This window comes from Sporosarcina sp. P19 (assembly GCF_002743165.1).
Classification (GTDB): domain Bacteria; phylum Bacillota; class Bacilli; order Bacillales_A; family Planococcaceae; genus Sporosarcina; species Sporosarcina ureae.
The window spans coordinates 137,905-162,073 of the sequence record NZ_PDYR01000001.1 but is presented as its reverse complement, the minus strand read 5'-3'; the positions used below and the strand labels follow the sequence as shown (position 1 = coordinate 162,073).

At 38.9% G+C, this 24,169-nt stretch carries 24 protein-coding genes; 9 read left to right on the top strand and 15 right to left on the bottom strand.

The window, feature by feature from the left end; translation table 11 throughout:
• Positions 1-20: 20 nt before the first annotated feature.
• The 9 genes from CSV74_RS00800 to CSV74_RS00760 form a co-directional block, all read right to left on the bottom strand.
• Positions 21-731, bottom strand: coding sequence for an ABC transporter ATP-binding protein (locus tag CSV74_RS00800; protein WP_099690252.1), 711 nt, complete (start codon positions 729-731; stop codon positions 21-23).
• Entirely contained in the window at positions 728-1,447 is a 720-nt protein-coding gene (locus CSV74_RS00795) for an ABC transporter ATP-binding protein (RefSeq protein WP_099690251.1), read from the bottom strand. The genes CSV74_RS00800 and CSV74_RS00795 overlap by 4 nt, the downstream gene beginning before the upstream one ends.
• A 1-nt stretch (position 1,448) precedes the next feature.
• Positions 1,449-2,414, bottom strand: a complete 966-nt coding sequence (locus CSV74_RS00790; protein WP_099690250.1) for a branched-chain amino acid ABC transporter permease — start codon at positions 2,412-2,414, stop codon at positions 1,449-1,451.
• Positions 2,411-3,283 carry a branched-chain amino acid ABC transporter permease gene (locus CSV74_RS00785; protein WP_099690249.1) on the bottom strand — a complete coding sequence of 291 codons (873 nt, stop codon included), beginning with the start codon at positions 3,281-3,283 and terminating at the stop codon, positions 2,411-2,413. Before CSV74_RS00785 ends, CSV74_RS00790 begins: the two co-directional genes overlap by 4 nt.
• 62 nt (positions 3,284-3,345) lie before the next feature.
• Positions 3,346-4,569: an ABC transporter substrate-binding protein gene (locus tag CSV74_RS00780; protein WP_099690248.1), complete on the bottom strand. Its 1,224-nt coding sequence runs from the start codon at positions 4,567-4,569 to the stop codon at positions 3,346-3,348.
• Positions 4,570-4,600: 31 nt separating this feature from the next.
• Positions 4,601-5,980, bottom strand: a complete 1,380-nt coding sequence (locus CSV74_RS00775; protein ID WP_099690247.1) for a dihydroorotase — start codon at positions 5,978-5,980, stop codon at positions 4,601-4,603.
• Between the two features lie 25 nt (positions 5,981-6,005).
• Complete coding sequence (locus tag CSV74_RS00770) at positions 6,006-6,689, bottom strand: isochorismatase family protein (RefSeq protein ID WP_099690246.1); 684 nt, start codon at positions 6,687-6,689, stop codon at positions 6,006-6,008.
• A 2-nt stretch (positions 6,690-6,691) separates the two neighbouring features.
• Positions 6,692-8,068 (bottom strand): FAD-dependent oxidoreductase, encoded by a 1,377-nt coding sequence (locus CSV74_RS00765; protein ID WP_158231722.1) that lies wholly within the window; start codon positions 8,066-8,068, stop codon positions 6,692-6,694.
• 17 nt (positions 8,069-8,085) lie between these two features.
• Positions 8,086-9,453, bottom strand: coding sequence for an MmgE/PrpD family protein (locus CSV74_RS00760; RefSeq protein WP_099690244.1), 1,368 nt, complete (start codon positions 9,451-9,453; stop codon positions 8,086-8,088).
• Between the two features lie 509 nt (positions 9,454-9,962).
• Between CSV74_RS00760 and CSV74_RS00755 the strand changes: the two genes are divergently transcribed.
• The 3 genes from CSV74_RS00755 to CSV74_RS00745 are packed head-to-tail and all read left to right on the top strand — an operon-like array spanning position 9,963 to position 12,158.
• Entirely contained in the window at positions 9,963-11,195 is a 1,233-nt protein-coding gene (locus tag CSV74_RS00755) for a 3-isopropylmalate dehydratase large subunit (protein WP_099690243.1), read from the top strand.
• Positions 11,196-11,211: 16 nt separating this feature from the next.
• Positions 11,212-11,703, top strand: a complete 492-nt coding sequence (locus tag CSV74_RS00750) for a 3-isopropylmalate dehydratase small subunit (protein ID WP_099690242.1) — start codon at positions 11,212-11,214, stop codon at positions 11,701-11,703.
• Positions 11,704-11,735: 32 nt separating this feature from the next.
• Positions 11,736-12,158 carry a deoxycytidylate deaminase gene (locus CSV74_RS00745; protein ID WP_099690241.1) on the top strand — a complete coding sequence of 141 codons (423 nt, stop codon included), beginning with the start codon at positions 11,736-11,738 and terminating at the stop codon, positions 12,156-12,158.
• A 498-nt stretch (positions 12,159-12,656) separates the two neighbouring features.
• Here CSV74_RS00745 and CSV74_RS16745 read toward each other — a convergent pair whose 3' ends face one another.
• The gene (locus tag CSV74_RS16745) at positions 12,657-13,991 is read right to left on the bottom strand and encodes a hypothetical protein (RefSeq protein ID WP_029054481.1); all 1,335 of its coding nucleotides are present in this window, start codon (positions 13,989-13,991) and stop codon (positions 12,657-12,659) included.
• A gap of 171 nt (positions 13,992-14,162) precedes the next feature.
• Entirely contained in the window at positions 14,163-15,083 is a 921-nt protein-coding gene (locus CSV74_RS00730; protein WP_099690240.1) for an HNH endonuclease, read from the bottom strand.
• A gap of 346 nt (positions 15,084-15,429) precedes the next feature.
• Between CSV74_RS00730 and CSV74_RS00725 the strand changes: the two genes are divergently transcribed.
• From CSV74_RS00725 to CSV74_RS00705, 5 genes are all read left to right on the top strand, one after another.
• Positions 15,430-15,873: a LytTR family DNA-binding domain-containing protein gene (locus CSV74_RS00725; protein WP_099690239.1), complete on the top strand. Its 444-nt coding sequence runs from the start codon at positions 15,430-15,432 to the stop codon at positions 15,871-15,873.
• Positions 15,874-15,883: 10 nt separating this feature from the next.
• Positions 15,884-16,306: a DUF3021 family protein gene (locus CSV74_RS00720; RefSeq protein ID WP_099690238.1), complete on the top strand. Its 423-nt coding sequence runs from the start codon at positions 15,884-15,886 to the stop codon at positions 16,304-16,306.
• The gene (locus CSV74_RS00715; RefSeq protein WP_099690237.1) at positions 16,290-17,201 is read left to right on the top strand and encodes an ABC transporter ATP-binding protein; all 912 of its coding nucleotides are present in this window, start codon (positions 16,290-16,292) and stop codon (positions 17,199-17,201) included. The genes CSV74_RS00720 and CSV74_RS00715 overlap by 17 nt, the downstream gene beginning before the upstream one ends.
• 3 nt (positions 17,202-17,204) lie before the next feature.
• Positions 17,205-18,059, top strand: a complete 855-nt coding sequence (locus CSV74_RS00710; RefSeq protein ID WP_099690236.1) for an ABC transporter permease — start codon at positions 17,205-17,207, stop codon at positions 18,057-18,059.
• Between the two features lie 97 nt (positions 18,060-18,156).
• Entirely contained in the window at positions 18,157-18,708 is a 552-nt protein-coding gene (locus tag CSV74_RS00705) for a hypothetical protein (protein WP_099690235.1), read from the top strand.
• 496 nt (positions 18,709-19,204) lie between these two features.
• Here CSV74_RS00705 and CSV74_RS00700 read toward each other — a convergent pair whose 3' ends face one another.
• Positions 19,205-19,984, bottom strand: a complete 780-nt coding sequence (locus CSV74_RS00700; protein ID WP_099690234.1) for an MBL fold metallo-hydrolase — start codon at positions 19,982-19,984, stop codon at positions 19,205-19,207.
• A gap of 128 nt (positions 19,985-20,112) precedes the next feature.
• Here CSV74_RS00700 and CSV74_RS00695 point away from each other — a divergent pair, with 128 nt between their 5' ends.
• Positions 20,113-20,523, top strand: a complete 411-nt coding sequence (locus CSV74_RS00695) for an Lrp/AsnC family transcriptional regulator (protein ID WP_099690233.1) — start codon at positions 20,113-20,115, stop codon at positions 20,521-20,523.
• An 830-nt stretch (positions 20,524-21,353) separates the two neighbouring features.
• Here the strand turns inward: CSV74_RS00695 and CSV74_RS00685 are convergent.
• The 3 genes from CSV74_RS00685 to CSV74_RS00675 form a co-directional block, all read right to left on the bottom strand.
• Positions 21,354-22,931 carry an aminotransferase class V-fold PLP-dependent enzyme gene (locus tag CSV74_RS00685; RefSeq protein WP_099690231.1) on the bottom strand — a complete coding sequence of 526 codons (1,578 nt, stop codon included), beginning with the start codon at positions 22,929-22,931 and terminating at the stop codon, positions 21,354-21,356.
• Positions 22,928-23,497, bottom strand: a complete 570-nt coding sequence (locus CSV74_RS00680) for a glycerol-3-phosphate acyltransferase (protein WP_158231721.1) — start codon at positions 23,495-23,497, stop codon at positions 22,928-22,930. Before CSV74_RS00680 ends, CSV74_RS00685 begins: the two co-directional genes overlap by 4 nt.
• Positions 23,498-23,655: 158 nt before the next feature.
• Positions 23,656-24,141, bottom strand: a complete 486-nt coding sequence (locus CSV74_RS00675; protein ID WP_099690229.1) for a nucleoside deaminase — start codon at positions 24,139-24,141, stop codon at positions 23,656-23,658.
• Positions 24,142-24,169: the final 28 nt, after the last annotated feature.

Sequence of the window (24,169 nt, the reverse complement as noted above, 5' to 3'; positions counted from 1 at the left end):
ATTTAATACAGGAAATATATTTACTTAGTAATCCCTAAATAGGATGCCTTCAAGTTCTCATCATTTAATAGATCATTCGCATTTCCTTCTATAACAATCTCACCATTCTCAATCACGTATCCACGATCAGCAAGTCGTAGCGCTTGATTAACATTTTGCTCGACCAACAATATAGTAACGCCGTTTTCTTTTACTTCAGAAATAATATCAAATACTTGTTTTGTGAGCAATGGGGATAACCCTATGGAAGGTTCATCTAAGATCAACAACTTTGGTTCAGCCATTAATGCTCTACCTATGGCTACCATTTGCTGCTGACCACCACTCATTGTACCCACGACTTGTGACTTACGATCTTTTAAGATAGGAAACAATTCATAACAATAATCCAAATTTCTCGTAAGATGTTTTCGCGCATTTGGAATGAATGCACCTAATTCCAAATTTTCTTGCACTGTCATGTCTGTAAATAGTTTTCGGTCTTCAGGTACTTGCACAAGACCACTTTTTACAATTTGTTCAGGTGTCGAATTATGGATAGGTTTCCCGTCAAAGTATATTTCTCCTGACCAAATTGGAAGTATTCCTGAAATAGCCCGCAGGGTAGTTGTTTTCCCAGCGCCATTGGTACCAAGTATACTTACAACTTCACCTTTTTTTACTTCGAAAGAGATGTCACGTAAAATTTTTATATTTCCATAACCCGCCTGTAGGTTTTTTACTTCTATCATACGATTTCCTCCCCAAGGTAAGCTTCTATTACTTTTGGATCCTTCGTCACTTCTTCAGGTTTTCCCTCGGCAATTTTCTCTCCGAGATGCATAACCACTACACGATCTGATAATGCCATAACCGCTGACATCAAGTGTTCAATAAAGAATACTGTAATTCCTTGATTACGAATATCTTTTATTAACTCAATAAATTCATTCACTTCAGATGGATTGAGTCCTGACATAACCTCGTCTAAGAACAGCAACTTTGGCTTTGTCGCAAGTGCCCGTGCCACTTCTACCTTCTTCTGTTCAGCAAAAGTTAAATCTTTCATGACCGTATCTGCTTTATGGGCCATTCCCATATATTCGAGCTGCTTCATAGCTATTTTTTCAGCATCATCGTATTTATGCACTGTATTGAAAGCACCAACGATTACATTTTCTAGTAATGTTAGGTTCCCAAAAGGTTGTACAACCTGGAACGTACGAGCTATCCCTTGTTTACATATATACTCGGGTTTCATTCCGCAAATATCGCCTGTTTCAAACTCAATAATCCCATCTTCAGGTCTATGAAATCCGCAGATTGAGTGAAACAAAGTCGTTTTCCCAGCACCATTTGGACCTATCAAACCAAGTATCTCACCTTCATTCAATGTAAGATCAATATTATTTACTGCAACAAGACCCGAGAATTTTTTGGTTACTTTCTCTAGTTTTAAAAGGACCATATTACGTACCTCTTTTCACTTTTCTTTTTTTGACGCGATCTTGGTACCATCCAACAATTCCTCCTGGCAAGTAGAGAATGACTACAACTAAAATAACTCCATAAGCCATCAAATGAGCTCCTGCAAACCCCCCAAAGAAATGCGCTGTCAATTCTCCCAATGGCACTATAACCAAAGCTCCAATGAAAGGACCGAACACGGTTCCCATTCCACCAATAATTGCGGGTAATAAAATATCTACGGAGACATCATTCCCAAACGTTGTAGATGGTTCGATATATAAGAAATACTGTGCATAAAACGTGCCACCAATAGCTGTAATCGCAGAACTCAAAGCAATTGCTGTCATTTTATTTTTGAATGTATTCACGCCTAATGACTGGGCTGCTTCTTCATTTTCCCTAATAGCGACCAAGTTATAACCCAGTCTGGATTTGCTTATCAAATATACAATTAAGGTAGCTAATATGGTGAATACTAAAATTGTATAGTAGTAACCTGTTCTTGAAGCAAATTGGAACATAAGTGGATCTGGATTGATTGTGATCAAGACACCTAAAGTTTTATTAAAAAACTCTGTGTTTTGAACAAAAATACGTAACATTTCCGCAAAAGCTAATGTTCCTAAAGCAAAATAAGCTCCACGCAGTTTGTATCGGAAAGATAAGAAACCGATGAATAATCCTATAATACAAGCAATAGCTGCTCCTATTAGCATACCAATCCAAGGTGTTATTGCATATTTTGTTAATAAAATTGATGAGGTATAAGCACCTGTTCCAAAAAACGCCGCATGTCCAAATGAGAATTGACCTGAATATCCGCTTAGTATATTCCACGCCTGACTTACAAGTGAATAGTACAAAATAAGTATAGCAATATGCATAATATACTGACTTTCTATAAATAAAGGAAAAACAAGTAATAGGATGAGCGCGGATGCTATAATAATCATGGACTTTTTCATTTAGATTTCCCCCCAAATATCCCATTTGGCCTAAATAGCAATACTAGAATGAAAATCAAATACGTCATTAATTCTTTTAGACTTCCTGGTAAAACAGCTCCGCCAAGCGATTCGGCTACTCCAATTACGAGTCCTCCTATCAATGCACCCAATACATTACCAAGTCCACCTAAAACAACTACAACAAAAGCTTTGAGTATGAAGGCGCTTCCTACATCAGGTGATGTATAGAAAAATGGAGTCATCAATGTACCGGCAATTGCAGCTAAAGCTGATCCTAAGCCAAACGCTATATAATTAATTCTCTTTGTATTAATCCCAATGAGTGCAGCGCCTTGTCTGTTAATAGATGTTGCTCGGATTGCTTTACCTAAAAATGTATGTTTCAAGAACCAAAATAGTAAAGCTGTCAAACCTATTGCAAATAAGAAAGCAATTAGTTTCCCTGTTCCAATATTAATAGATAATAATGAGATTGTCTTTGGCATTCCTTCAACAGTTACACTTCTAAAATCCGGTTTAAATAGAATCAATGCGAAGTTTTCGATAAATAACATAATACCTAATGTAACTAACAACTGGTTATGTTCAGGTGCATCCATCATTTTAGAAAGAATAGTTTTTTGTATAGCTACTCCAACTACAAATAATACAATTGCACTTATTGGAATTGATAAATATGGGTTAAGCCCAGCTATTGCATATAACCAGTATGTAACATACATTCCTAACATCATTAATGCACCTTGTGCAAAGTTAATTATTTTCATTACTCCAAATATAATGGTAAGTCCGATTGCAACTAGACTATAAATACCACCCATCAGTAAGCCATCAATTAGTGACTGAATAAACAATCCACCTGACATTTGTTTTCCTCCTCTTCAAGAAATGTGGAACAAGAGTAGACTCTACTCTTGTTCCTCCATTATCAATTTGCAGGATATACGACTTCTTGTTCTGCAAACTCTTCCGGATATACTACTTTTGATTCATGACCATCTATTTGATTCAATACAGCACGTGCACCAATATTTTGGCCCTTTTCATCAAACTGGATAGCTTCTTGAGGAAGTATATGCTCTTCATAATTTGTTTCTTTTAACGCTTCCATTACTTTTTCACGATCATTTGTACCCGCGCGCTCAATTGCGTCTATTAGAACTTTTGCTGCCATGTAAGAATAAGCTGCATTTGGTCCTAAGTTTTTATTGTATTTTTCTTTGTAAGCTTCTTTTACTTTAGCTGCAGTTTCACTTTTAGGATTAATTGTATAGTTTACGTCCATAATATTCTGGTTTTCAGCTTTCTCATCTGTAATAAAACCAGCGTTACTAAATGCGCCATTTGCTACTCCAATAATTGCTTTTGGAACAAATTTTGTACTTTGTATTCCTTCTACGAGCATTGCACCATCCCTAAGATATGTCGTAGTAATAACTACATCAGGCTTAAGAGAGCTAATCTTATTAATGGTAGAAGAAAGATCTGCACTAGAAGCCGAGTGCGGTAAATCTCCAAGGATTTTCAACCCATAATCGTCTGCGTTTTCTTTGATTGCTTTGGAAATACTTGAACCGAAAACACTATCCTCGTAAACTAGAACAGCTGTTTCAAGAGGTTTATCAGTTTTTTTATTTAAATCCTCGAAGTATTTCAAAAAGTCCTTCGAGAAAGATGTTGCAGCCGGTTGTAACCGGAATGTGTATTTAAAACCGCGCTCTGTAATATCATCTGCTGAACCGATATCCACTATAAACGGAATACCATTACGTTCTGCTTCTTGAGTAGCAGGAAGTGCAACACCACTTGAATATGTTCCAATAATTCCAGCTACTTTTGCTGTGTTGAGTTTCTGTACTTCTGATACTCCTTTTTCAGGCAAACCTTCGTGATCACTTTCCACTAGCTCGATTTTCGCACCATCCATCGATTCGATACCACCAGCTTCATTTGCTTCTTCTACTGCTAGTTTGACTCCATCTAACATTTCCTGACCTTCTAATGCTAAACCACCACTTAATGGATGAAGTGAACCGATTTTCACAACATTTTTCCCTTCATTCCCGCCACCTGCAGTACCACTTTCTTCTCCACAAGCTGCAACAAAAACTAATGATACTGCCATACTTAAAGCTAATAATGTCTTCTTCATTTTGCATCCCCCCTATTTTAACTACATGTTGTTAAATTGATCTTCTAACGTACTTTCCTCTACCACTTTCCATTGTAGGGACACCATCTTTGACGATGACTTCCCCACGACTGATTGTGTATACAGGCCATCCTATTAAATCCATTCCTTCATAGACATTGTAATCGGATAAGGAATGTAATTGATCCATTGTTACAGTTTTACGTTTCTTTAGATCTACAATAGCAAAATCTGCATCTGCACCAACTTCAATTCTGCCTTTATACTCCAAGTTATATGACTCAGCCAGCTGCAACGAAGTAATATCCGCGATGCGCTCCAATGGAATATCACGCTTCTCATATCCTTCTGTCAACATGACCTGAAGAAGTGTGCCCATACTCGGGAACCCAAATTGCGTTTCCCAAACGCCACCTTTGTCACCTAATTTATCTTTTAAATAGTTCGGCACATGGTCTGTTCCTATGGCGTTAATAGTCCCATTGCGAATACCTTCCCATAAACGATTCGAGTCATTTTCCGTATGCACAGGTGGTCCTACTTTAGCTTTCATTCCTATTTCATGATCTTCATTAAATACCAGATAATGCGGACAAGTTTCTACTTTCACTCCCTTCTCATGTAACCATGGTGTCTTTTCGAGAACTTCCATACTTTCAGCAGAACTCAAATGAACTATAAATAGATTTCCGCCCACTACATGATTAATATAGAGAGTACTCAAAAGTGATTCTGCTTCAGCATATCCTGGACTCGTTTTTGACCAAGTTACTAGTCCATCATCTTCACCCGAATCTTTTAATTCTTGGGTCAGCTTTCGATTGACATCCATATTTTCACAGTGTACTGAAAGCATTAGTTTAGAAGAGATTGACTTGAACTTTTCCAAAATTCTTTTTAAATCATAGCTGGATAGATTAATTCCATCTTCAATACTAAATTTACCGTTTAATTGACGCTCATAATTGCGGAAGAACTTAAAAGACGTTAACCCATACGTTTCTACTAATTCTTCTAGCTCATCTAGATGTTGCTCTTTCAAAATCCCAAGACTGTAAGTGAAATCAATATAACTATTTTTCTCGCCGATTTCTTTTACTTTCGGGAAATACTCTAAATAGCTCACTGGCTGTCGGTCATAATTCACTACCGTCGTAACACCACCAACTGCATGTTGTTTAGTATCTTTAAAATCAAATTCAGTTGAGTTATAGATACCTAAATGTTGATGAGCATCAATTAACCCTGGGAAGATATGTAATCCTTGTACATCTATATTTTCTCTTGCTTCCATTGATTGACGTAATTCATATATTCCCACTATTTTCCCGTCGCGAATCCCGATATTTACTTCTTTCAAACCTTGTCTCGGAACAACTGCAGTTCCGTTCTTAATTAACAAATCCAGCATATATATCCTCCTTTACACTTGATAATTAGAGCGATTTCATATAATCCATAATTTTATCTACTTTCTCTACATCACAATACTTCATCCATAAATCTAAGAGACCGGCTTTATGCGATAATTCTATTCTGTCAAATACTGCATCTTCTACAACTGCTACATTAAAGTTATGTGTCACTGCATCAACTGCAGTCGCTCTTACACAGCCACTTGTTGAACCACCTACAATGATTAATGTATCCACGTCCATCTTTATAAGATAGCTGATCAACGGCGTACCAAAGAAAGCGCTTGCATAACTCTTATCTACAACCAAGTCATCCTCGTCTGGCGCTATTTCCATCACAATATCTGATGCTGGATTACCATCTAAATATTTTGTATTATCTCTTTTTGTTTTTGTAGCAAATGAGTCAAATTTAGTTGTTTTCTTTTGGACGTTCCTTGTATATAGAACCGGGATTCCATTTTCTTTTGCAACTTCTTTTAGCTTCTTAATTTTTCGAATCCCTTCCCATGCCAAGCTACCACCACCACTTGGCCATTCTGTCAATTGATCTTGAATAGGCAAATCTGCACCAATATAATTGTGCTGTGCGTCAATAATTACTAATAGTGGCTTCTTTCCTAATCCTCTACTTTTTCCGTATCCACCTTTTTTAATTACTATTCTATCTGTTTCAGTAAGTGCATCTTCCCAAATTCGTGTCATGTTTACTCCATCCCTTTCTTTTGTATCATATGTACTGCATGGTCTCCTGCAATTCTTCCGAATCCGAGTGCCGCAAGAAGTCCGTTTCCTGACATATAGCCGTATGCATGTCTTCCTGAAACTCCTACCGCTGTTCCACCACCAGCATATAGATTTTCTATGACATTGCCTTGCACATTCACTACTTGTGCATGTTCATTAACATTCAGACCGCCTTGAGTATGGAATAGCGCCGGACTTACTTTAATCCCAAATAACTTACCTTTTAATTGTTTAGGAAAGTCTGTTCTTCCAAATTGATCTGGGCTACCTTGCTCGTTTTCTTGAAAAGCATTACATGTTTGTTTTAAGCCTTTTACATTAATACCTAACTTAACTGCCAAATCTTCAATACTATCTGATGACTTGAATGCATCTATTTCATCTAGTTTTTTAAAGTCTTCAATTGTTAAGAGATTCTGATAGATATATTGGTCAATGATGATGTAGCCACTTTGTACTTCTTGTTTTACTACTTCTAAAGCAAATTCGGAATAACCTTGCGCTTCATTTCCAAACCGTTCACCGTCTTGATTGACCATAAAGCCGCCAGACATGATCGTTCCCCATGTTACTAATAAGCCGGTAGCCTCATTTACAGCCGCATGCCCTTGATAGGCAGTCATATTGGAAATGCCTGCTCCAATCTCCAGCGCCATTTCAATTCCTTCCCCGGTATTAGCTTCATAACCAAAATATAATGCATCCGAAATTTCAGGTATAAACTTCTTAACCATTGAAGTATTGCCGCCGAATCCATTAGTTGCCAAAATAACCTTTTTCGCTTTGATACGTTGAATACCATCTGTAGTTTGTACATCTATACCAATCACTTCACCTTTATCACCAAGTATTAACTTTTCCACTTGAGATTTCAGCATTAAATAAATATTATCTTTATCATTTGCCGCTTTTTTTAGTTTTTTCATCAGTTCCAAACCTGACCTAGTTGGTGGTGCATGCATCCTTAAATTTCGTTGACCCGGATATTTAAATTCTGTTACAAGGCTGAACTGCATATCCAGGTTATCGTTCATCCACTCTACCAATGGTCCAGACACTTTACTTAGCGCCAGTGTCAATTCTGGATTGCTTTCCTGATGATTCTTTTTTAATATATCGTCCGCCATTTCCTCTGGCGTTTCTTGAATCCCTATCTCTCTTTGAAATCTTGTACCAGCAGCCGGAATCATTCCTGCGCTGGCGGCTGTATTTCCTAGAATAAAGTCTGTCTTTTCAAAAACCGCTACCTGAAGACCTCTTTCTGCTACTGTCAATGCAGCTACTAGTCCGCATCCTCCAGCTCCCGCAATAGCAACATCAACTTCTGCATCCCACATAATCTTAACCTCATTTCTCATCCTGAAGTAGTTCGGTGAAATAGTTTTATAAACGCATTAAAATCATTAATTTTTTCCAAACTATAGATAGAATCAATAATTTGTTGCGTACGTTCAATTCCTAATAGAGGTAAGACATTTCTTTTGAATTTTTCCAACACTTTCCGTTCAAGATTTTCTTCATCGGGATCTCCAGTTGCTCTTTTCAGAACAATACTTCTCGATTCTTGATCCCAAAACTCTATGTTCATCGCAGTATATCTTTCAGTAGGAAGTAATGCTGTTAGGTCTTCATCCTCCACTACATATACTTTCCGCATTAGATCTTTGATTTGTAGTTTCTTACTGGTTTCATCTATTAAAGGGTTCTGTTTAATTGATAGCTCACTTGCTACAGAGAAAGGAATGGAAAACTTACCTTCAAAATCGTATTGCACTTCTTGTGCTTTTAGCTTAGCTGCCGACTTATAGGTTTTGATGTCGATACGTTTAATATCATCCAATGACGTATTTCCTACTAAACTGAGTGCCGCGTCTATTGAAGAATGACAGAATCTACAATATGGATAAAACTTAAAATAGGTTTTCTCTAAGTAATAGAAGTTTCCCAAATCCTTATCAAGGAAAGCACTTACAAAACCGTCAGCGAGAACTTCTTCAAACAATATCTTAGGTGTAAGATTAGTAGCGCTGAAACCAGCTGTGACCAAGCCCGGCAATAAAACCGTATGTAAATTATTTAGACCGACAATCACATTACGAACTTGGTGCCCTTCCGAAACCGACTGCCATAAGGTTGGCATACTAAGACTAGTACTTAACATAGCCGCTCGAATATACTCTTCGGTATTTTTCCATCCTAATAACTTTCCAACACTGAAACCGTTTGCAAAAATGCCCCAATTACCGTGTGGATGAATGGACTCTTTCTGTTTTACAGCCGCACCCATCCTCGCGCCTATTTCATAATTTACTATAAAAGATTCTAAAAACTCTTTACCAGACCTGTTGTTTTGAGAAGTCAGCGCAAGTAAACCTGAAAAAAAATGACAAGCTGGATGGCCTTTAGCGAATTGATTACCTTCGTCCAACTCTTCAGCTACCAATGCAATACCGTTCAACAGGGCTGCAGTTTTATAGTCTGTAACCTTATCGGTTCCAATCACATATCCTTTTTCAGCGGAAATCGGTGACTGAAAACTTGCAAATGTATTTGAAGCTTTTGACGGTTCAGACTCTCGCGCATTGTTATTACCGGCTACAATCACACCAAGTGAATCTAGGATGATCAGCTTTGCTTTCAAGTTCACATCTTTAGGAATATCATCGAGAGAAAATGAAAAGGCATACTTAGCTACTGTCTGTAAATATTTTAATTCAAACACCTCCTAATTCACAATGTGGAACGCGTTTTAAATATAGTGACATCTTAGCATCTTTTATTTTATAAAGTCAATACAAAGTTCTGACAATTATAAAAATGGTAAAACTATCATATATAAAAATATTTAATCATCTTTTCCAAGTGCTTAATAAATTCTAGTACACATACATAGACTTATAAATTTATTGTTTTTTTAAAAAACATGGGATTTAAATGGGTGTACTTAAAAGTTTAGTGGCAGTTAGCTTACACATATCTAATATAAGATTTATTCACGTTATTCTTTGGTCATTCTCGCTCTTATAAGAAATATATTTCTAAAGATAATTTAATATCTTATTATCAATAAAAATTATTTGACAATTCATACTCCTTTTTATTAGTATATATGTATAAACGAGTTTTTAGAACACGTTCCACAATGTGGAACGAATGAAAGGCGATACATTTTTTAATGTTAAAGTATTAAATTATGATAATACTTACTACTAGAAGGGCGAGGGATTAATTATGGGGAAAACTATTATTCAAAAAATCATTTCCAATCATTCTAAGCAAGAACCAATTGTAGGGGATATAGCTATCGTCGATGTCGATCTAGTGATGGCTACTGACACTACAGGTCCACTAACGATTAAGGCATTTGAAAATATGGGTGGAACCAAAGTATGGGATAATGAAAAGATGGTACTGGTTATCGATCATGCATCCCCTGCTCCAAATGAAGGAATTGCTGTTCTACATGACCTGATTCGCGATTTCGCAGAAAAACAGAACGTGAAACTTTATGATGTCGGTGATGGGATTTGTCATCAGCTGATTATTGATAATCACCACGTAAAGCCAGGACATCTTGTTTTAGGCGCGGATTCACACACATGCACATATGGAGCTGTCGGTGCATTTGCTACCGGCGTTGGTTCTACTGATTTAGCTGGTGCGATGCTGACAGGGCAGACATGGCTTAAAGTTCCAGAAACAATCAAAATTATTCTAAATGGAAAATTACCGGATGGTGTAGTTGCAAAGGATTTAATCCTACATATTGTAGGTAAAATCGGAATTCAAGGTGCAACATATCAAGCGATTGAATTTACAGGCGAAGCAATTGAAATGATGAGCCTAGACAGCCGATTAACAATGTCCAATATGGTCATTGAAATGGGAGCAAAAGCAGGATTTGTCGACTTGAAAGGATTAGAACTTCCATACGAATTTGAAGCAGTCACCCCAGACGTAGATGCGGTGTACTCTCAAGTTTTAGAATTTGATGTTTCACAACTGGAACCACAAATTGCAGTGCCACATTCACCGGATAACGTTAAAGGAATTTCTGAGTTATTGGATATACCGATTCAACAAGCATTTATTGGAAGCTGTACAAATGGAAGACTAGAAGACTTACAGGCAGCCGCTGAAATTTTGAAAGACAAAAAAGTACATCCAAAAGTTCGATTAATCATTGCACCCGCTTCAAGACAAGTGTTCCAAGAAGCACTCGCAGACGGTACAGTAGAAACACTTTCTGCAGCAGGGGCAACATTCCTACCTTCAGGATGCGGACCATGCGTAGGTACGCACCAGGGAATTCCGGGAAATGCTGAAAATGTAGCTTCTTCTACAAACCGTAACTTCCAAGGTAGAATGGGGAATAGGAATTCAAATGTTTATTTAGGATCTCCTGCCTTCGTCGCAATGGCAGCTTTAAATGGAAAAATCGTAAATCCTGCAGCAACTAACTAAGGAGGTATTCATTATTATGAATTTAAAAGGAATAGCACATGTATACGGTGATAATATTGATACAGATCGAATCATTCCTGGCAAATATACGAAAACATTAGATATGCAAAAACTCGCTGATCATGTATTAGAGGATGTAGATCCTGAATTCCACAAAATTGTTCAAGAAGGAGATATTCTAGTTGCCGGAGAAAATTTTGGATGTGGCTCATCTCGCGAACAAGCACCATTGGCCTTGAAGACGGCTGGTATTTCCGTCGTAATTGCTGAATCTTTCGCAAGAATCTTCTTCCGGAACGCTATAAATATCGGCCTGCCTTTAGTTGAACTAAAAGATTTCCAAATTAATAAAGGGGATATGATTGAAGTCAATGTTCAAGAAGGCACCGTGAAAAATCATGCGAATAATAAATCTTATCAGGGTGCAAAAATGCCAGAAGTAATGGTAAATATTCTTAATGAGTCAAGTCTCGTGGAATATTTAAAGAAACATAAATCTTATTCTTAAATGAGATGACCTTTAGAGGGGGAACGTTGTAATTGATTACAGAACGAGATATGCAATTTATCAATGAAGCAGAAAAAGTTGCTGTACATGCTACTTGTAATCTTCTTCACGTTGGCTGTGTCATTGTGAAAGACGGCGCTATTATTTCTTCAGGCTGGAATGCGACGATTCCAGAGTATAAACCTTGTAGCGAGGCTGGGCACATCATGTCTGAGGATGGCCGTTGTATGAGGCAAATTCACGCTGAGACGAATGCAGTATTGAATGTTTCTAATAAGGATGATTTAAAAGGTGCTATTGCTTATGTGACATTGGAACCTTGTGATAACTGCACTAAGATCTTTAATCAATCAGGAATATCGAAAGTATTATTTAAAAGTCGTTTCAAAAATCCTTTTAATACGTATTTTATAAAACCTATGGAATGGATTTGTTTAGAAGACTTAGAAAGCTGATTTGATTGACTAAAAACGATATCTTGATAAGTTCCCCCAAGAACTTGGGGATATCTTTATATCTATTATTACACTCGACACCAACTGTCTTTACTTCTCTTTTCTCTACGTCATCAACACAACAAGATCGCCACTACATACTTACTAAGTATTATGCCGTCATCTCCATGTAAAAGTATTGCAGAAATACACAACCGAAACATATTAAATCTACCGATTGTATAGTCCTGTTTATTCTTCAACTACGCCTTTGAAACTAGCTCTATACAGATTCATAAATTAAGGGGGAATATATACTCCCTCTTAATTTAATACGAAACAAATGCAAACAGCAAAATGGTAAGAATGATACACAATCCATCGTCTATGAACATCATCTCACTATTCACAATAGAAAATATAATTCTTTCAGACTGCATAATCCCCAATAAAAAACACCTAGAAAGTTAAAGGGTCACTTTAACCTTCTAGATGTTCCCCATTTAATATCGGATTGCTTTACTTCGAATCCGCTCTAAATCCTGCTTTATCATAACCGTATTTATCATAACCATTTCTATTGTAGCCTAACTTATTAAAGCCTTTTCGGTCATAGCGGTCTTCATCATAGCCCGACTTATCATACCCTTCATCATCTTGGTTCGTTCCATTTCGGTGGATACCTTGAGGAGTAAAGCCATTGCAGTCGAACCCTTTTGTATCATACTTCGTACCATTCGCATGCTTGCCATCCCGATTAAAACCATATCGATCATAGCCGAATCGGTTGTAGCCTTCTTTATTAAAACCATTTTTATCATAACCTTGCAAATTAAAACCTTTTTTATCATAACCTTGGCGATTTCGGCCATTCTTTCCGAAACCTTCTCGATCGACCCCTGCTTTATTAAAACCATCGCGATTATAGCCTTCACGATCCAAGCCATGTTTATTAAAACCTTGTGCATCATAGCCTTCCGAATCATAGCCAAGCGAATTTAAGCCTGATGCATCGTATCCTGCTCGGTCAAAGCCATCTCGATTGTAACCGTGCTGATCATAACCCGCTGCATCATACGTCTTCTCGCTAATATGTGCACCATCGCGTGTAAAGCCTTCACGATTGTATCCTCTTTTATTGAAACCTTGTGCATCAAAGCCTGCTTGATCAAAGCCGTGATCATCGAACGGACTGTTATTTAGATGAACGCCTTGAAAATCAAAGCCTTTTCCATCATACATCGTGCCGTTCATATGCTTGCGATCACGATTGAATCCTCTTTCGTCATAGCCGAATTTATTATAGCCCTGGCGATTAAAACCATTCTTATCGTAACCTAGCTTATTAAATCCATCCGTTCCATAACCTTGGGCACTCACACCGTATTTATTAAAACCATACTTGTCATAACCTTGCTTGTTGAAACCCGCACGGTTAAAACCATGGATATCATAACCGTCTCTGTTATAGCCATTCTTGTGAAAGCCCTGTCGATTGAAACCATCCGCTTTATAACCTTCTCTGTCATAGCCTTGGACGTTATAACCGCTTTTATTATACCCGTCTGCGTCATAACCATAACGATCATAACCCGTTCGATCAAAGCCGGCTTTATTATAGCCCGTGGCCCTAAATCCTTCTTTGTCATACCCTTGATTATTATAGCCATTTTTGTCAAAGCCCTGTGCATCAAAGCCATACTTATCAAAACCACTGGCATTAAATCCTTGTTCATTAAACCCATGACGGTCATAACCAAACTTATTAAAGCCTCGTCTGTCAAAACCTTCGCTATTATAAATCGTCGTATCTCGTTCTACGTTTTTATCTCTTAACGGATCACCATAGTTCATGTCGTACCTCCGCACAATATGTTATCGAATTCACTCTCTCTATGCATCATACTACAAAAAGAGGGTAAACTCACCAAGTTTTGCAAGGGCTGCAGATGAAGTATGATGAATTGAACGAAACTGGAGCACTTCTATCCGATCACGGACTGAATATTTGGCGTGACGGTAGGTTTACTCTTTAAACATATGCTTCTTATGCCATTTCAAATACGGCTTGTTCTTCTCCGTTCGATTCACTCTCATCTTGCTGTGCAATCCATACTTCTCGTAATCCCCTTCAGGAATTCTATATGAAATATGTATCTTGCCTGTTCCGTCAAACGCAATGAAGCCGTTATGATAGAGCGCATCATGATTGCGACAGAGAAGTATGCCGTTGTTTGGATCGATGCGTTCGTTGTTCGTGCAATCTTTCCATGGTTTAGCGTAGCTAGCTTGCAATAATTCCGGTAACTCGATATCGCATAGCGCGCACTGATCATTCCATAGTTGCATGAGCTCGTTGCGGAAACGCTGATGGCCCATTCGCACTTTTGTTTTCGTTTCCGATTCGGTTTCAGCAAGTACTGGAATGAGGAAATCATGCTCCGTCTTCTGAACAGTGCCCATAACAAACTCCAATTGTTCCTCATCGATTTCGTAAATATTCAAATCCGCAATCAACTCTACTAATTTAATAGTTAGTTCTTCATTGCACGGGAAGAGATAGCCTTGATTTCCATTACCGTTCTCTTGAAACGCAGAATACTTAATCGGCAATAATGGTAGTAGTTCATCTAAACAATCCACAATCGTTAACGGTTGATCGAGTTCGTGATACTCCACTTCCACTAAGTACCCTTTGGCATTCTCACTGTCTGACAACGGAATTATCGATGGCTTTCGTTCCTCACGGTAACTTGACTTCGCCACACTAATTGCGACAATGTCCCCTTTTACATAATGAAAGATGCGATCACCTTCGCATACTTCTTTCATCCGTTCCCAAAAATGATGAACATTGCCTATACTGTCTTGCTGTAATGACCAAAGCACACCCAATTCTTTCTCTTCATCGTATGTACGTCCTTGCATCACGATATAACTTTGCATCGTGCTTCACTCCTTTGCGAACTTACACGCTTCTTCTCTCTTGATTATACCGAAACTAACTATCTTTCAACAGTCGATTGATAAATTGCATGTCGTTATCTTTACTTCACGTTAAGACAGTGACTAACAGACTACACAATTCTAAGACTTTCACGCTAGGAAAACTTGTACTCAGTGCAGTTCGTTCATAACGCCTTACATCCCTTACTCCTATGACAGGCAACTTAATGGAACAGCAATAGCTGTTTATGCAACTAAGCCCCCTCTACATGCAGGTCACTACAAAAGCCATTGTTCGATTTCCAACCCCATGATACGATTCAGCCATGAACAATGAATAGAGGTGATGACCATACGGCTGAAAATTGAAGAATCCAATGAATTTCAGGAAATTGAAATCACCATTAGATGTCCTGAAGTGGATGAGCGCTTATCCCGTCTCATACGTCAGATCAATCAGATGATGTATAGCTTTACAGTTACAAAAGATGACGCTGTGTATTCTATACAATCCAGTGATGTTCTATATATCGAGACAGTAGACAATGCATCCTTTTTATACACACAGGATAACGTCTATGAAAGCGAACTGCGGCTTTATGAATTTGAGAATCAATTGAAAGATACGCGATTTCTGCGGATCAGTAAACATATGATGGTGAATACATCCAAAATTGTAAGTGTTCGTGCGTTATTGAATGGGCGATTTGAAGCAATTTTAGAAAATGGTGAAATGGTAATCGTGAATCGTCATTACGCAAAAATATTTCGAAAGCATTTCCTAGGATGAGGTGAAGCAGTTGAAAAATCTTTTACTCTATATAAGCGGGGCTTGCTTCGCATTTACATTCAGCACGATCGTCTATTCTCTATTCCGGTTTCTTGGAATCTATCCTCCACTGACAGAACACATGACTCTTTCCATGCTAGTCATTTCTATCATTATTACGATTCTTATTTTTCTTTCACATCAATTACCAATAGAGAATCCGATATGGGTGTATGTGCTTGAAGCTAGCTGTGTCATGACTGTGATGATCGTAGCTGGTGCGTTTTTCGACTTATATCCTTTCGGGCTGTATAACGTAGTGACGGCTGTACTGGTGGGGTTTATTGCGTATGGATCTGTTATTGTACTGATTTATTTACACAATAAAGCAGACGAGTTAAAAATAAATCACACGATCTTGCAGAGGAGGAATCAAGATGCAAACGATTATTGAAGTGGAGAATGTGAGTAAATCGTTCGGTCATGTGAATGCTGTTGACGATATGAGTTTCTATGTAACGAAAGGAAGTCTATTTTCATTTCTTGGAACAAACGGCGCCGGTAAATCGACAGTGATATCTATTATTTTAACCGCACTCCAACCAGACAGCGGCTCCGTCACGGTCAACGGATTTACGGTTGGTAAAGAGGATGAAGTAATTCGGAAAGAGATCGGAGTCGTATTCCAAGAAAGCTTGCTAGACCCGCTGTTGTCTGTGCAAGAGAACTTGGAAATACGTGCACAATTATATGGAATGACAACGCAGGAACGGCTAGCAGCCATACAGCGCTGCGCTGAAATTGTAGATATTCATTCCATCTTAAAGCGACGATACGGCAAATTATCTGGCGGCCAGAAGCGAAGAGTCGATATCGCTCGTGCCCTTCTCCATCAACCCAAGATTTTGCTGCTCGATGAACCGACAACAGGACTCGATCCACAAAGTCGTCAGCAAATCTGGAAAATGATCGGACACTTACAAAAAGAGCATGGCATGACCGTTTTTCTGACGACACATTATATAGAAGAGGCCGCCAATTCGGATTTCGTTATCGTCATAAAAGAAGGCCGGATCATTGCCAAAGGAACTCCAGTAGAGTTAAAACAGCAATACTCTGCAGACCGCTTATTTATTACGACGACCGATCACACTGCATTGCGCACACATTTTCAACATGATCAAGTGGAGTTTCAAGAAGAAACGGGTGGATACACAATCGACTTACCGAGTACGATAGCAGCCATTCCTATACTTACTAAATACCAATCGTTTATTTCGTCTTTTGAAGTACGAAAATCTAGCTTGGATGATGTCTTTATCCGTATTCATGATCGAAAGGACGTGTAAATCATGCTGACTTTTGCCAAAAGAAATTTACTGCTCTATTTTCGAGATAAGTCTGCAGTGTTTTTCTCATTGCTAGCTGTCTTCATCTTGATTGCACTCTATGTATTCTTTCTTGGCGATTTGATCGCGGATGGGGTGCCGGACTTTCCAGCGAAGCATTGGCTCCTGTTGTCTTGGATTATCGCGGGTGTAGTCACGGTGACGAGCGTGACTACAACATTAGGAGCATTCAGTGTCATGGTAAATGATCAAGCAACCAATGCCTATAAAGATTTCCGTGTTACGCCCACCAAACAATCCCAACTACTAGGTGGCTATATAATCAGTTCACTCTCCATAGGATTTCTCATGTGCATCATGACCCTTCTCGTAGCAAACGCAATGCTTTTCGCCACTGGTGAGCCTTTACTTTCATTCACACAACTCATTCAATCGGTAGGCGTACTATTTCTAGCGGTTTTGACTGCTGGTTCAATGATTTCTCTACTCGTCATTTTCTTTAAAACCTCTAATGCATTTGCCGCTGCTAGTACATTAATTGGCACATTAATCGGTTTCCTTACCGGCATCTACATTCCAATCGGCACTTTACCTGCCTATTTACAAAGCATGATACAAATTTTCCCGATCTCTCATATCGCCGCTTTGCTTCGCCAAATTCTCATGGACGCTCCAATGACTGAGGCATTCGCTCAAGCACCCGTCGAAATGAAAGAAAGCTTTCAGTTGAACATGGGAGTAGTTTTCAAAGTAAATGGTTGGCAAATCTCTCCTTTAATCAGTGTGATGTATCTACTACTTACCACTATCATTTTCTTTATGCTTTCAGCTAGTGTAATGAAATACGCTAGAAGATAGTGTTCAACTAGTAAAAGAGACGAGGTACAAAAACAATTCGAAATATTTATGCTATGATATGCATAACCAATACCACTCTACTAAAAGAGGTGATTGAATGGATTTCATTGCTTGGACAATTATTGCTTGTGAACTAGGCTTTTGGGTCGTCATTCTTGCCGGTCTCATTACACGATATGTTTTCAACAAAAAACGGCTCGGCTTATTTTTCCTAGCATTAACACCAGTCATCGATTTACTATTGCTAGTCGTCACGGCTACCGATCTTTATAACGGAGCTGTTGCCACACAAGTTCATGCCATTGCGGCGATTTATCTCGGTGTATCCATCGCATTCGGAAAAAGTATGATTCGCTGGGCGGACGAACGCTTCCTTTACTACATCAAGAAGCAAGGCACAAAACCTGCGAAGAAAACTGGATATGTGCATGCGCGCCATTCCGTGAAAGGTGCGCTGCAACATGTACTAGCATTTATCATCGGTGGCGGATTCTTGTTTGCTATGATTTACCTAATTGGAGATGCCAATAAAACAGAAGCGCTATCACAAATGCTGAAGTTATGGGCGCTCATCGTTGGCCTTGATATGGTCGTTTCACTCTCCTACTTCATTTGGCCAAGGGCTGAAAAAGTGAATCGGCATAGGTAACATGCTGTTCTTATGGAGATACGGGTTCGGTAGATGGAATGGATTTTAAAAATGCATGGCATCTGGGGACGCAATTCGTACATGAGTGGATGTCCCTATTTTGTTTTTGAATTAACGCTAAAGAAAACTATCAATAGTTGTCTTTAAATGGTTAGGCAAATAATCAACAACGCATAGATTTATTTCCCCCTGCTAATTACGTTATTAAATGTTTGTTCCTTGATGAATGGAATGGTTCATAGAATAGAGTTTTGAAATAATAAAAAACGTCGATGTGAAAAGGAGTTTTATGCTAAAGTAAATTATAAGAGGTTGGCTTATTAAGCAAACGGACCATTTAACAGAACAATACCGTTTAAGAAAATTGACTCGCTAAGTTAAAGTTTGCTAGTGAAACTTATCACTTAAAGTAACGTAAGTAGGTTTGCTTAATTTAAATTGCTCATTACAGGTAATAACAAAAAAACAGACAGAAAAATATCTGTCTGTTTTTATTTTAAAATGAGTATGATTCACCGTCATCTGGCACTAAAACATTAGATGGGATCCCTTTTTCATTAATAAAGCTTTTTAATTCTTCTCTTGATAATGTCCAATGATTGACAGCTTCCATATGAACCGAAATAATTCTTGCGTCCGGAGCAGCCTTATAGACTTCATAGACATCATCTTTCCCCATTACTAAAGAACCGCCTATTAAGAATTGATTATCTCCAGCATTTACGACAATAATTTCAGGCTTATGTGTGTTAATTACTTCCTGAACGGCATCATACCAAACCGTATCTCCAGCAAGATATAATGTTTTCTCCGATGAGTGTTTAAAAACAACTCCACATACGTAACCAGCAGCTTTTAAGATTTCGCCTCTTCCGTGTTCGCCTTTTGTTTTAGTCAATTGGACATCCTCAAAAACGGTATCCTCTTGCAAAACCTCGACATTATAGAAACCAGCATTGCGTATTTCTGTTGCATCTTCTTCATTTTGGGAGAATAATTTAATGTCCTTTGGCAATGCTTCTACAGCTGCTATATCCCAGTGGTCAGGATGCAGATGAGTGACGATCACTGCGTCAATATCTTGGATAATAGTCTCAACGGATGTTGGCAAGCTTACCAAAGGATTCTTCTGATCTTGTCTTGGTGCATCAGGTAAGCCTACCTCAGGTCCAAAAGCAGGCAAAGTTCCTTTTTCCGCTAACATTGGGTCTATTAAGAACTTTTTACCTGCGTACTGAACAACGAGTGTAGCATTGCGAATAAGTTGTATATTCATATTTAATTAACTCCTTTTTTGAGATTTTCTTTGAACAATCTATAGTCTATACTAGACCCATAGACGGATACATGGATAAAATAAAGTCTTTTGGCCGATTCACTTTATTAATGAAAGGAGTTAAATAAATGTTAGATAATACGGATATAAAAATCCTAGAAGAACTCTCCAAGAACAGTCGAATTACAATGAAAGAATTGGGTGAGAGAGTACATTTGACTGGACCAGCTACTTCAGCTAGGGTGGCAAGATTAGAGGATTTGGGAGTTATTGAGGCTTATACAATTAAAGTTAACCAAGTCAAATTAGGTTTTAATATACATGCATTTATCACGATTATTACAGAGAGCATTTTTCATCAACCTTATCTGTCATTTCTAAAAACGCAAGAGAAATATTTAATAAATAATTATAAAATCAGTGGAGATGGTTGTTACATTCTTGAATGTAAATTTCCATCCACAGAATTAATGAGTCAATTTCTGAAAGAATTAAATAACTATGCAAACTATAAATTATCCATTGTTATAGATAAATAGCAATCCTATAACACAGGATGCAACTTATTATACTTACTACATTAACAGGGCGCGATTGTTTAACATCTTTTATTTGCACTCGCTTAGTTGATCTTCGTTACAGCCCGCGACTCCGAGAGGATCAGCGAGAGCCGTAACGAAGAACGGCTTTTGCGAGTGAAGCGTAGCGGGAGGAGCACGTCTTTGCATTGACAGGTGAAACACCTAGCGAGCGAAGCGAGGAGTATGGTTCACCGCCCGCCCATAGGACACGCGTCCGGCTGAAGCGCAGGTCAACGGGTCGTGACCACTATCGTACCCTTTTATTATCAACACACTAAATTTAATGTCATTGCATAAACAGAGGTGGAGTAAATGAAGTTTCTAAGAAAACTTATGATCGCCATACTTTCCGCCATCGTATTTTCTTTATCGTTAGCTTTTTACGAATACACCCCCTCAGCGCAACAACAAGCTGACGTTGGGTATTTCCCTTATGACGCACTATTCGTACTATATTTCCTTTATTCCATACCCACTTATATAATTGGAGGAATAACGTATTCGCATTATGTAGATATATATTTCGAAAAAATCAAGTTTCGTAATGAAGTTCAGAAATATATAATATACTTCCTGATCTATATAGCCGGAGGATTATTAATTGTAGGGATCCTGTTATTCATTTCGTTACTAATTGATGGAGAAGTCTCGAGCTTACTAATATCCAATGTTTTCATACTTGGTGTTTGTGCCTCTTTATTATTTTTCCATATTTCGTTACTTTTCAATAAAGTGTTAAAAATAATGGCGAGATGAAAGGGATTGTTGTTTTGTATAATCGATGGACGTTACCCAACTCCTAGCAAACAACGCAACAATTCCAAAAATCTCTCCATCTCTTCATCTGACGGTTCATTCATTGTCGCCACTTGCAACCAATTACGCTCTTGTAAGTAACTACTTTCATAATGTGTGCGGTAGCCATTCAGAAGTAAATCGTCACCGAGACGCTTAGAGCTTTTCTCTTCCGGTAGTACGAACGTCAGAATACCTGGATTTGCACACTCTTTCGGCGCCAACACCTCTACCCCCAACTCTTCAACGCCTTCACGCAAGCGATCTTCGCAATAGCGAATACGCTGATAACGTTGTTGCGGATCCAACAATATATTTTCAAGTGACTGATGTAACGCAACTACTATATTAGACGACTGTGTATACGGAATTCCTTCATATTTCTCATATTGACCGAGATCCAAATAGCGCGGAATCGTTTCATCCGGCTCTATCGCATCTTGATGGAATACTAGACCAAGCCCGGCGTACGAAGCCAGTCCTTTACCGCTAACAGAAGAAGCGAAATCGACGTCATGGAAATTCACTGGCACCGTTCCGACTGAACTCGCACAGTCCACTGCAATTCGGACAGCACGTGCGCGACAAAGTGCTGTAATCTCTTCTAAATCATGTAAGACACCAGTCGACGTTTCACAATGAACCATCCACAGCCAACTATATTCTTGAGAATCCAATTGCTCTGCCAATTGATCGATGGATAACGCTTCTCCCCATTCTTGCTCCAAGCAATCAAAAGCTAAACCAAAACGCTTCGCATGATCACATAACCGCTGACTAAATTCTCCATTGACTATAATGAGTCCACGTCCCCCTATTCTAGATAGCTGAGCCGCCACCGCATCATTCGCAAGCGTCCCTGTTCCTTGTAACAACTGTACGTAGTTTGCTCCGGTTAAGTCGAGCAATTGACGTTTTACAGTGGCAAATAATCTTGCATATTCAGCCGAACGATGAGAAAACGCTTCATTAGCAAAAGCCGCTTTTACACTTTCAGCAATTTTCGGTGGACCAGGCAGAAAGTTCACGGTCGGTGCAACAAGACGTTTCGCTGCACTTTTTTCATACGTGGCGAACGACGATATCATTGGCACATATTTCGCTTCCTCCGTACCGACCGGATCGGCAAATGGCTGAAAGCCCATATGATCATAAAGCTTCAGCTCACGCACCGTACCCGAAATCACAGCTGCATCATATCCTGCATGCTTGCACCAATTCACTAGCCCCTGCATTAAACCAAAAAACGCACGACCACGACGATGCGCTCGATCCACTACAAGCAATCTGATTTCCACAGGATGTTGTGGCTTTTGTTCAAGCCACTCCTCAATCGGACCGATCTTTTTATCCAATGAAAACGGACGAGCCGAACGCAATGCCAACATCCCGACTATTTCATTTTCTTTCAAACAAACGATATATGTATTCTCCTCATGAAACGGATCGACCAACAAACGCTGTTCATTGGATGCATGCTGCGGAATATCTTCCACAAACGCCCGATAATTCAACTGATGAATTCGCTCCGTATCTTGCGGAAGTATTGCAAGTCGATAATAATATGTCATATTGATTGCCTCCCTTGCTGGTTAATGAAATAACTACGATGTGTATAGACGATTAGCGCAAACAAACAGACAGCCACGATCCCCGCCCATTCACCGTAACCTATCAATATAGCTGGAACAATTGCTGACAGCCCAAGCACAGCGGCTTTCGTTTTATTACGAATCCACGAGTACAACAGACCCGTAAAAATAAGAATTAACAGCAAGACAAGTGGCTGAAAGACCATCATGCCACCGAGTAAAGAAGCCGCCCCTTTTCCTCCACGAAAGCGATGAAACAGTGGAAAACAATGCCCAAGCATGACCGCAAAAAGCATCAACAAGACGATAGCCGGACTGAATCCAAGTGCACGCGAGACAATGATCGGCAATGCCCCTTTGATCGTATCAAGGAGTAACACAACAAAGAACATCGACTTCCCAAGCACTCTTCCCGCATTACGCGCTCCCGGATTACCACTGCCTTCTACACGCAAATCTAGTCCTAACCTTTTTCCTATATATAGCGCAGGCAATATGCCACCGACTAGGTACCAAAAGATGAAGAAACTTATGAGCTGTATCAAACTTCGGCCTCCAACCATAATTTTTATGCATCCAAGACTTGCCTAGTTAATTTAATTATCTAGCTTGATTATATAGTAAAATATAACATCATCATATATTTTCTCCAATTGATATAAAAAGAGAGCCAAAACAAACGGCTCTCCTCGCATACTCAACTTCAGCTATTCTTCTGATAGTACTTCCGTTGCAACTCTCGCACTTGCTTTGCATATTCTTCTACCGGCCCAACGACTTCGATAGCAGGAACCATTTCTTGAATCGGATAACTTTTCACAGGGGCAGGCGTCGTAACACCCATTTCTCTCTTCCACTGCGTTAACTGTTTCGATGAACTAGCATAAACAATCCGTCCCAAACCGACTAAACCATGAGCTGCTGCACACATCGGGCAATGTTCACCTGACGTGAACACGGTCGCCTTCGCTCTGTCATCTGCTTCCATATGATCTGCAGCCCAGCGCGCTAAAGCGAATTCAGGGTGCTGCGTCGGATCGCCACTACTTGTACGATTATGATCTTCAGCTAGCACTTCACCACTCGCTGAAACCAACACCGAACCAAATGGCTGATCTCCTTTATGTAACGCAATTTCTGCTAAATCGACAGATCGTTGTAAATGTTTCATTTCACTTTCTTGTAACATGAAAAAATCCCTCCTTGTTCTTCACTTC

Coding starts and splice junctions, on each gene's coding strand:
- CSV74_RS00800 (WP_099690252.1), bottom strand. CDS start 731: ATGATAGAAGTAAAAAACCTACAGGCGGGTTATGGAAATATAAAAATT.
- CSV74_RS00795 (WP_099690251.1), bottom strand. CDS start 1,447: ATGGTCCTTTTAAAACTAGAGAAAGTAACCAAAAAATTCTCGGGTCTT.
- CSV74_RS00790 (WP_099690250.1), bottom strand. CDS start 2,414: ATGAAAAAGTCCATGATTATTATAGCATCCGCGCTCATCCTATTACTT.
- CSV74_RS00785 (WP_099690249.1), bottom strand. CDS start 3,283: ATGTCAGGTGGATTGTTTATTCAGTCACTAATTGATGGCTTACTGATG.
- CSV74_RS00780 (WP_099690248.1), bottom strand. CDS start 4,569: ATGAAGAAGACATTATTAGCTTTAAGTATGGCAGTATCATTAGTTTTT.
- CSV74_RS00775 (WP_099690247.1), bottom strand. CDS start 5,980: ATGCTGGATTTGTTAATTAAGAACGGAACTGCAGTTGTTCCGAGACAA.
- CSV74_RS00770 (WP_099690246.1), bottom strand. CDS start 6,689: ATGACACGAATTTGGGAAGATGCACTTACTGAAACAGATAGAATAGTA.
- CSV74_RS00765 (WP_158231722.1), bottom strand. CDS start 8,068: ATGTGGGATGCAGAAGTTGATGTTGCTATTGCGGGAGCTGGAGGATGC.
- CSV74_RS00755 (WP_099690243.1), top strand. CDS start 9,963: ATGGGGAAAACTATTATTCAAAAAATCATTTCCAATCATTCTAAGCAA.
- CSV74_RS00750 (WP_099690242.1), top strand. CDS start 11,212: ATGAATTTAAAAGGAATAGCACATGTATACGGTGATAATATTGATACA.
- CSV74_RS16745 (WP_029054481.1), bottom strand. CDS start 13,991: ATGAACTATGGTGATCCGTTAAGAGATAAAAACGTAGAACGAGATACG.
- CSV74_RS00730 (WP_099690240.1), bottom strand. CDS start 15,083: ATGCAAAGTTATATCGTGATGCAAGGACGTACATACGATGAAGAGAAA.
- CSV74_RS00725 (WP_099690239.1), top strand. CDS start 15,430: ATGACCATACGGCTGAAAATTGAAGAATCCAATGAATTTCAGGAAATT.
- CSV74_RS00715 (WP_099690237.1), top strand. CDS start 16,290: ATGCAAACGATTATTGAAGTGGAGAATGTGAGTAAATCGTTCGGTCAT.
- CSV74_RS00710 (WP_099690236.1), top strand. CDS start 17,205: ATGCTGACTTTTGCCAAAAGAAATTTACTGCTCTATTTTCGAGATAAG.
- CSV74_RS00705 (WP_099690235.1), top strand. CDS start 18,157: ATGGATTTCATTGCTTGGACAATTATTGCTTGTGAACTAGGCTTTTGG.
- CSV74_RS00700 (WP_099690234.1), bottom strand. CDS start 19,984: ATGAATATACAACTTATTCGCAATGCTACACTCGTTGTTCAGTACGCA.
- CSV74_RS00695 (WP_099690233.1), top strand. CDS start 20,113: ATGTTAGATAATACGGATATAAAAATCCTAGAAGAACTCTCCAAGAAC.
- CSV74_RS00685 (WP_099690231.1), bottom strand. CDS start 22,931: ATGACATATTATTATCGACTTGCAATACTTCCGCAAGATACGGAGCGA.
- CSV74_RS00675 (WP_099690229.1), bottom strand. CDS start 24,141: ATGTTACAAGAAAGTGAAATGAAACATTTACAACGATCTGTCGATTTA.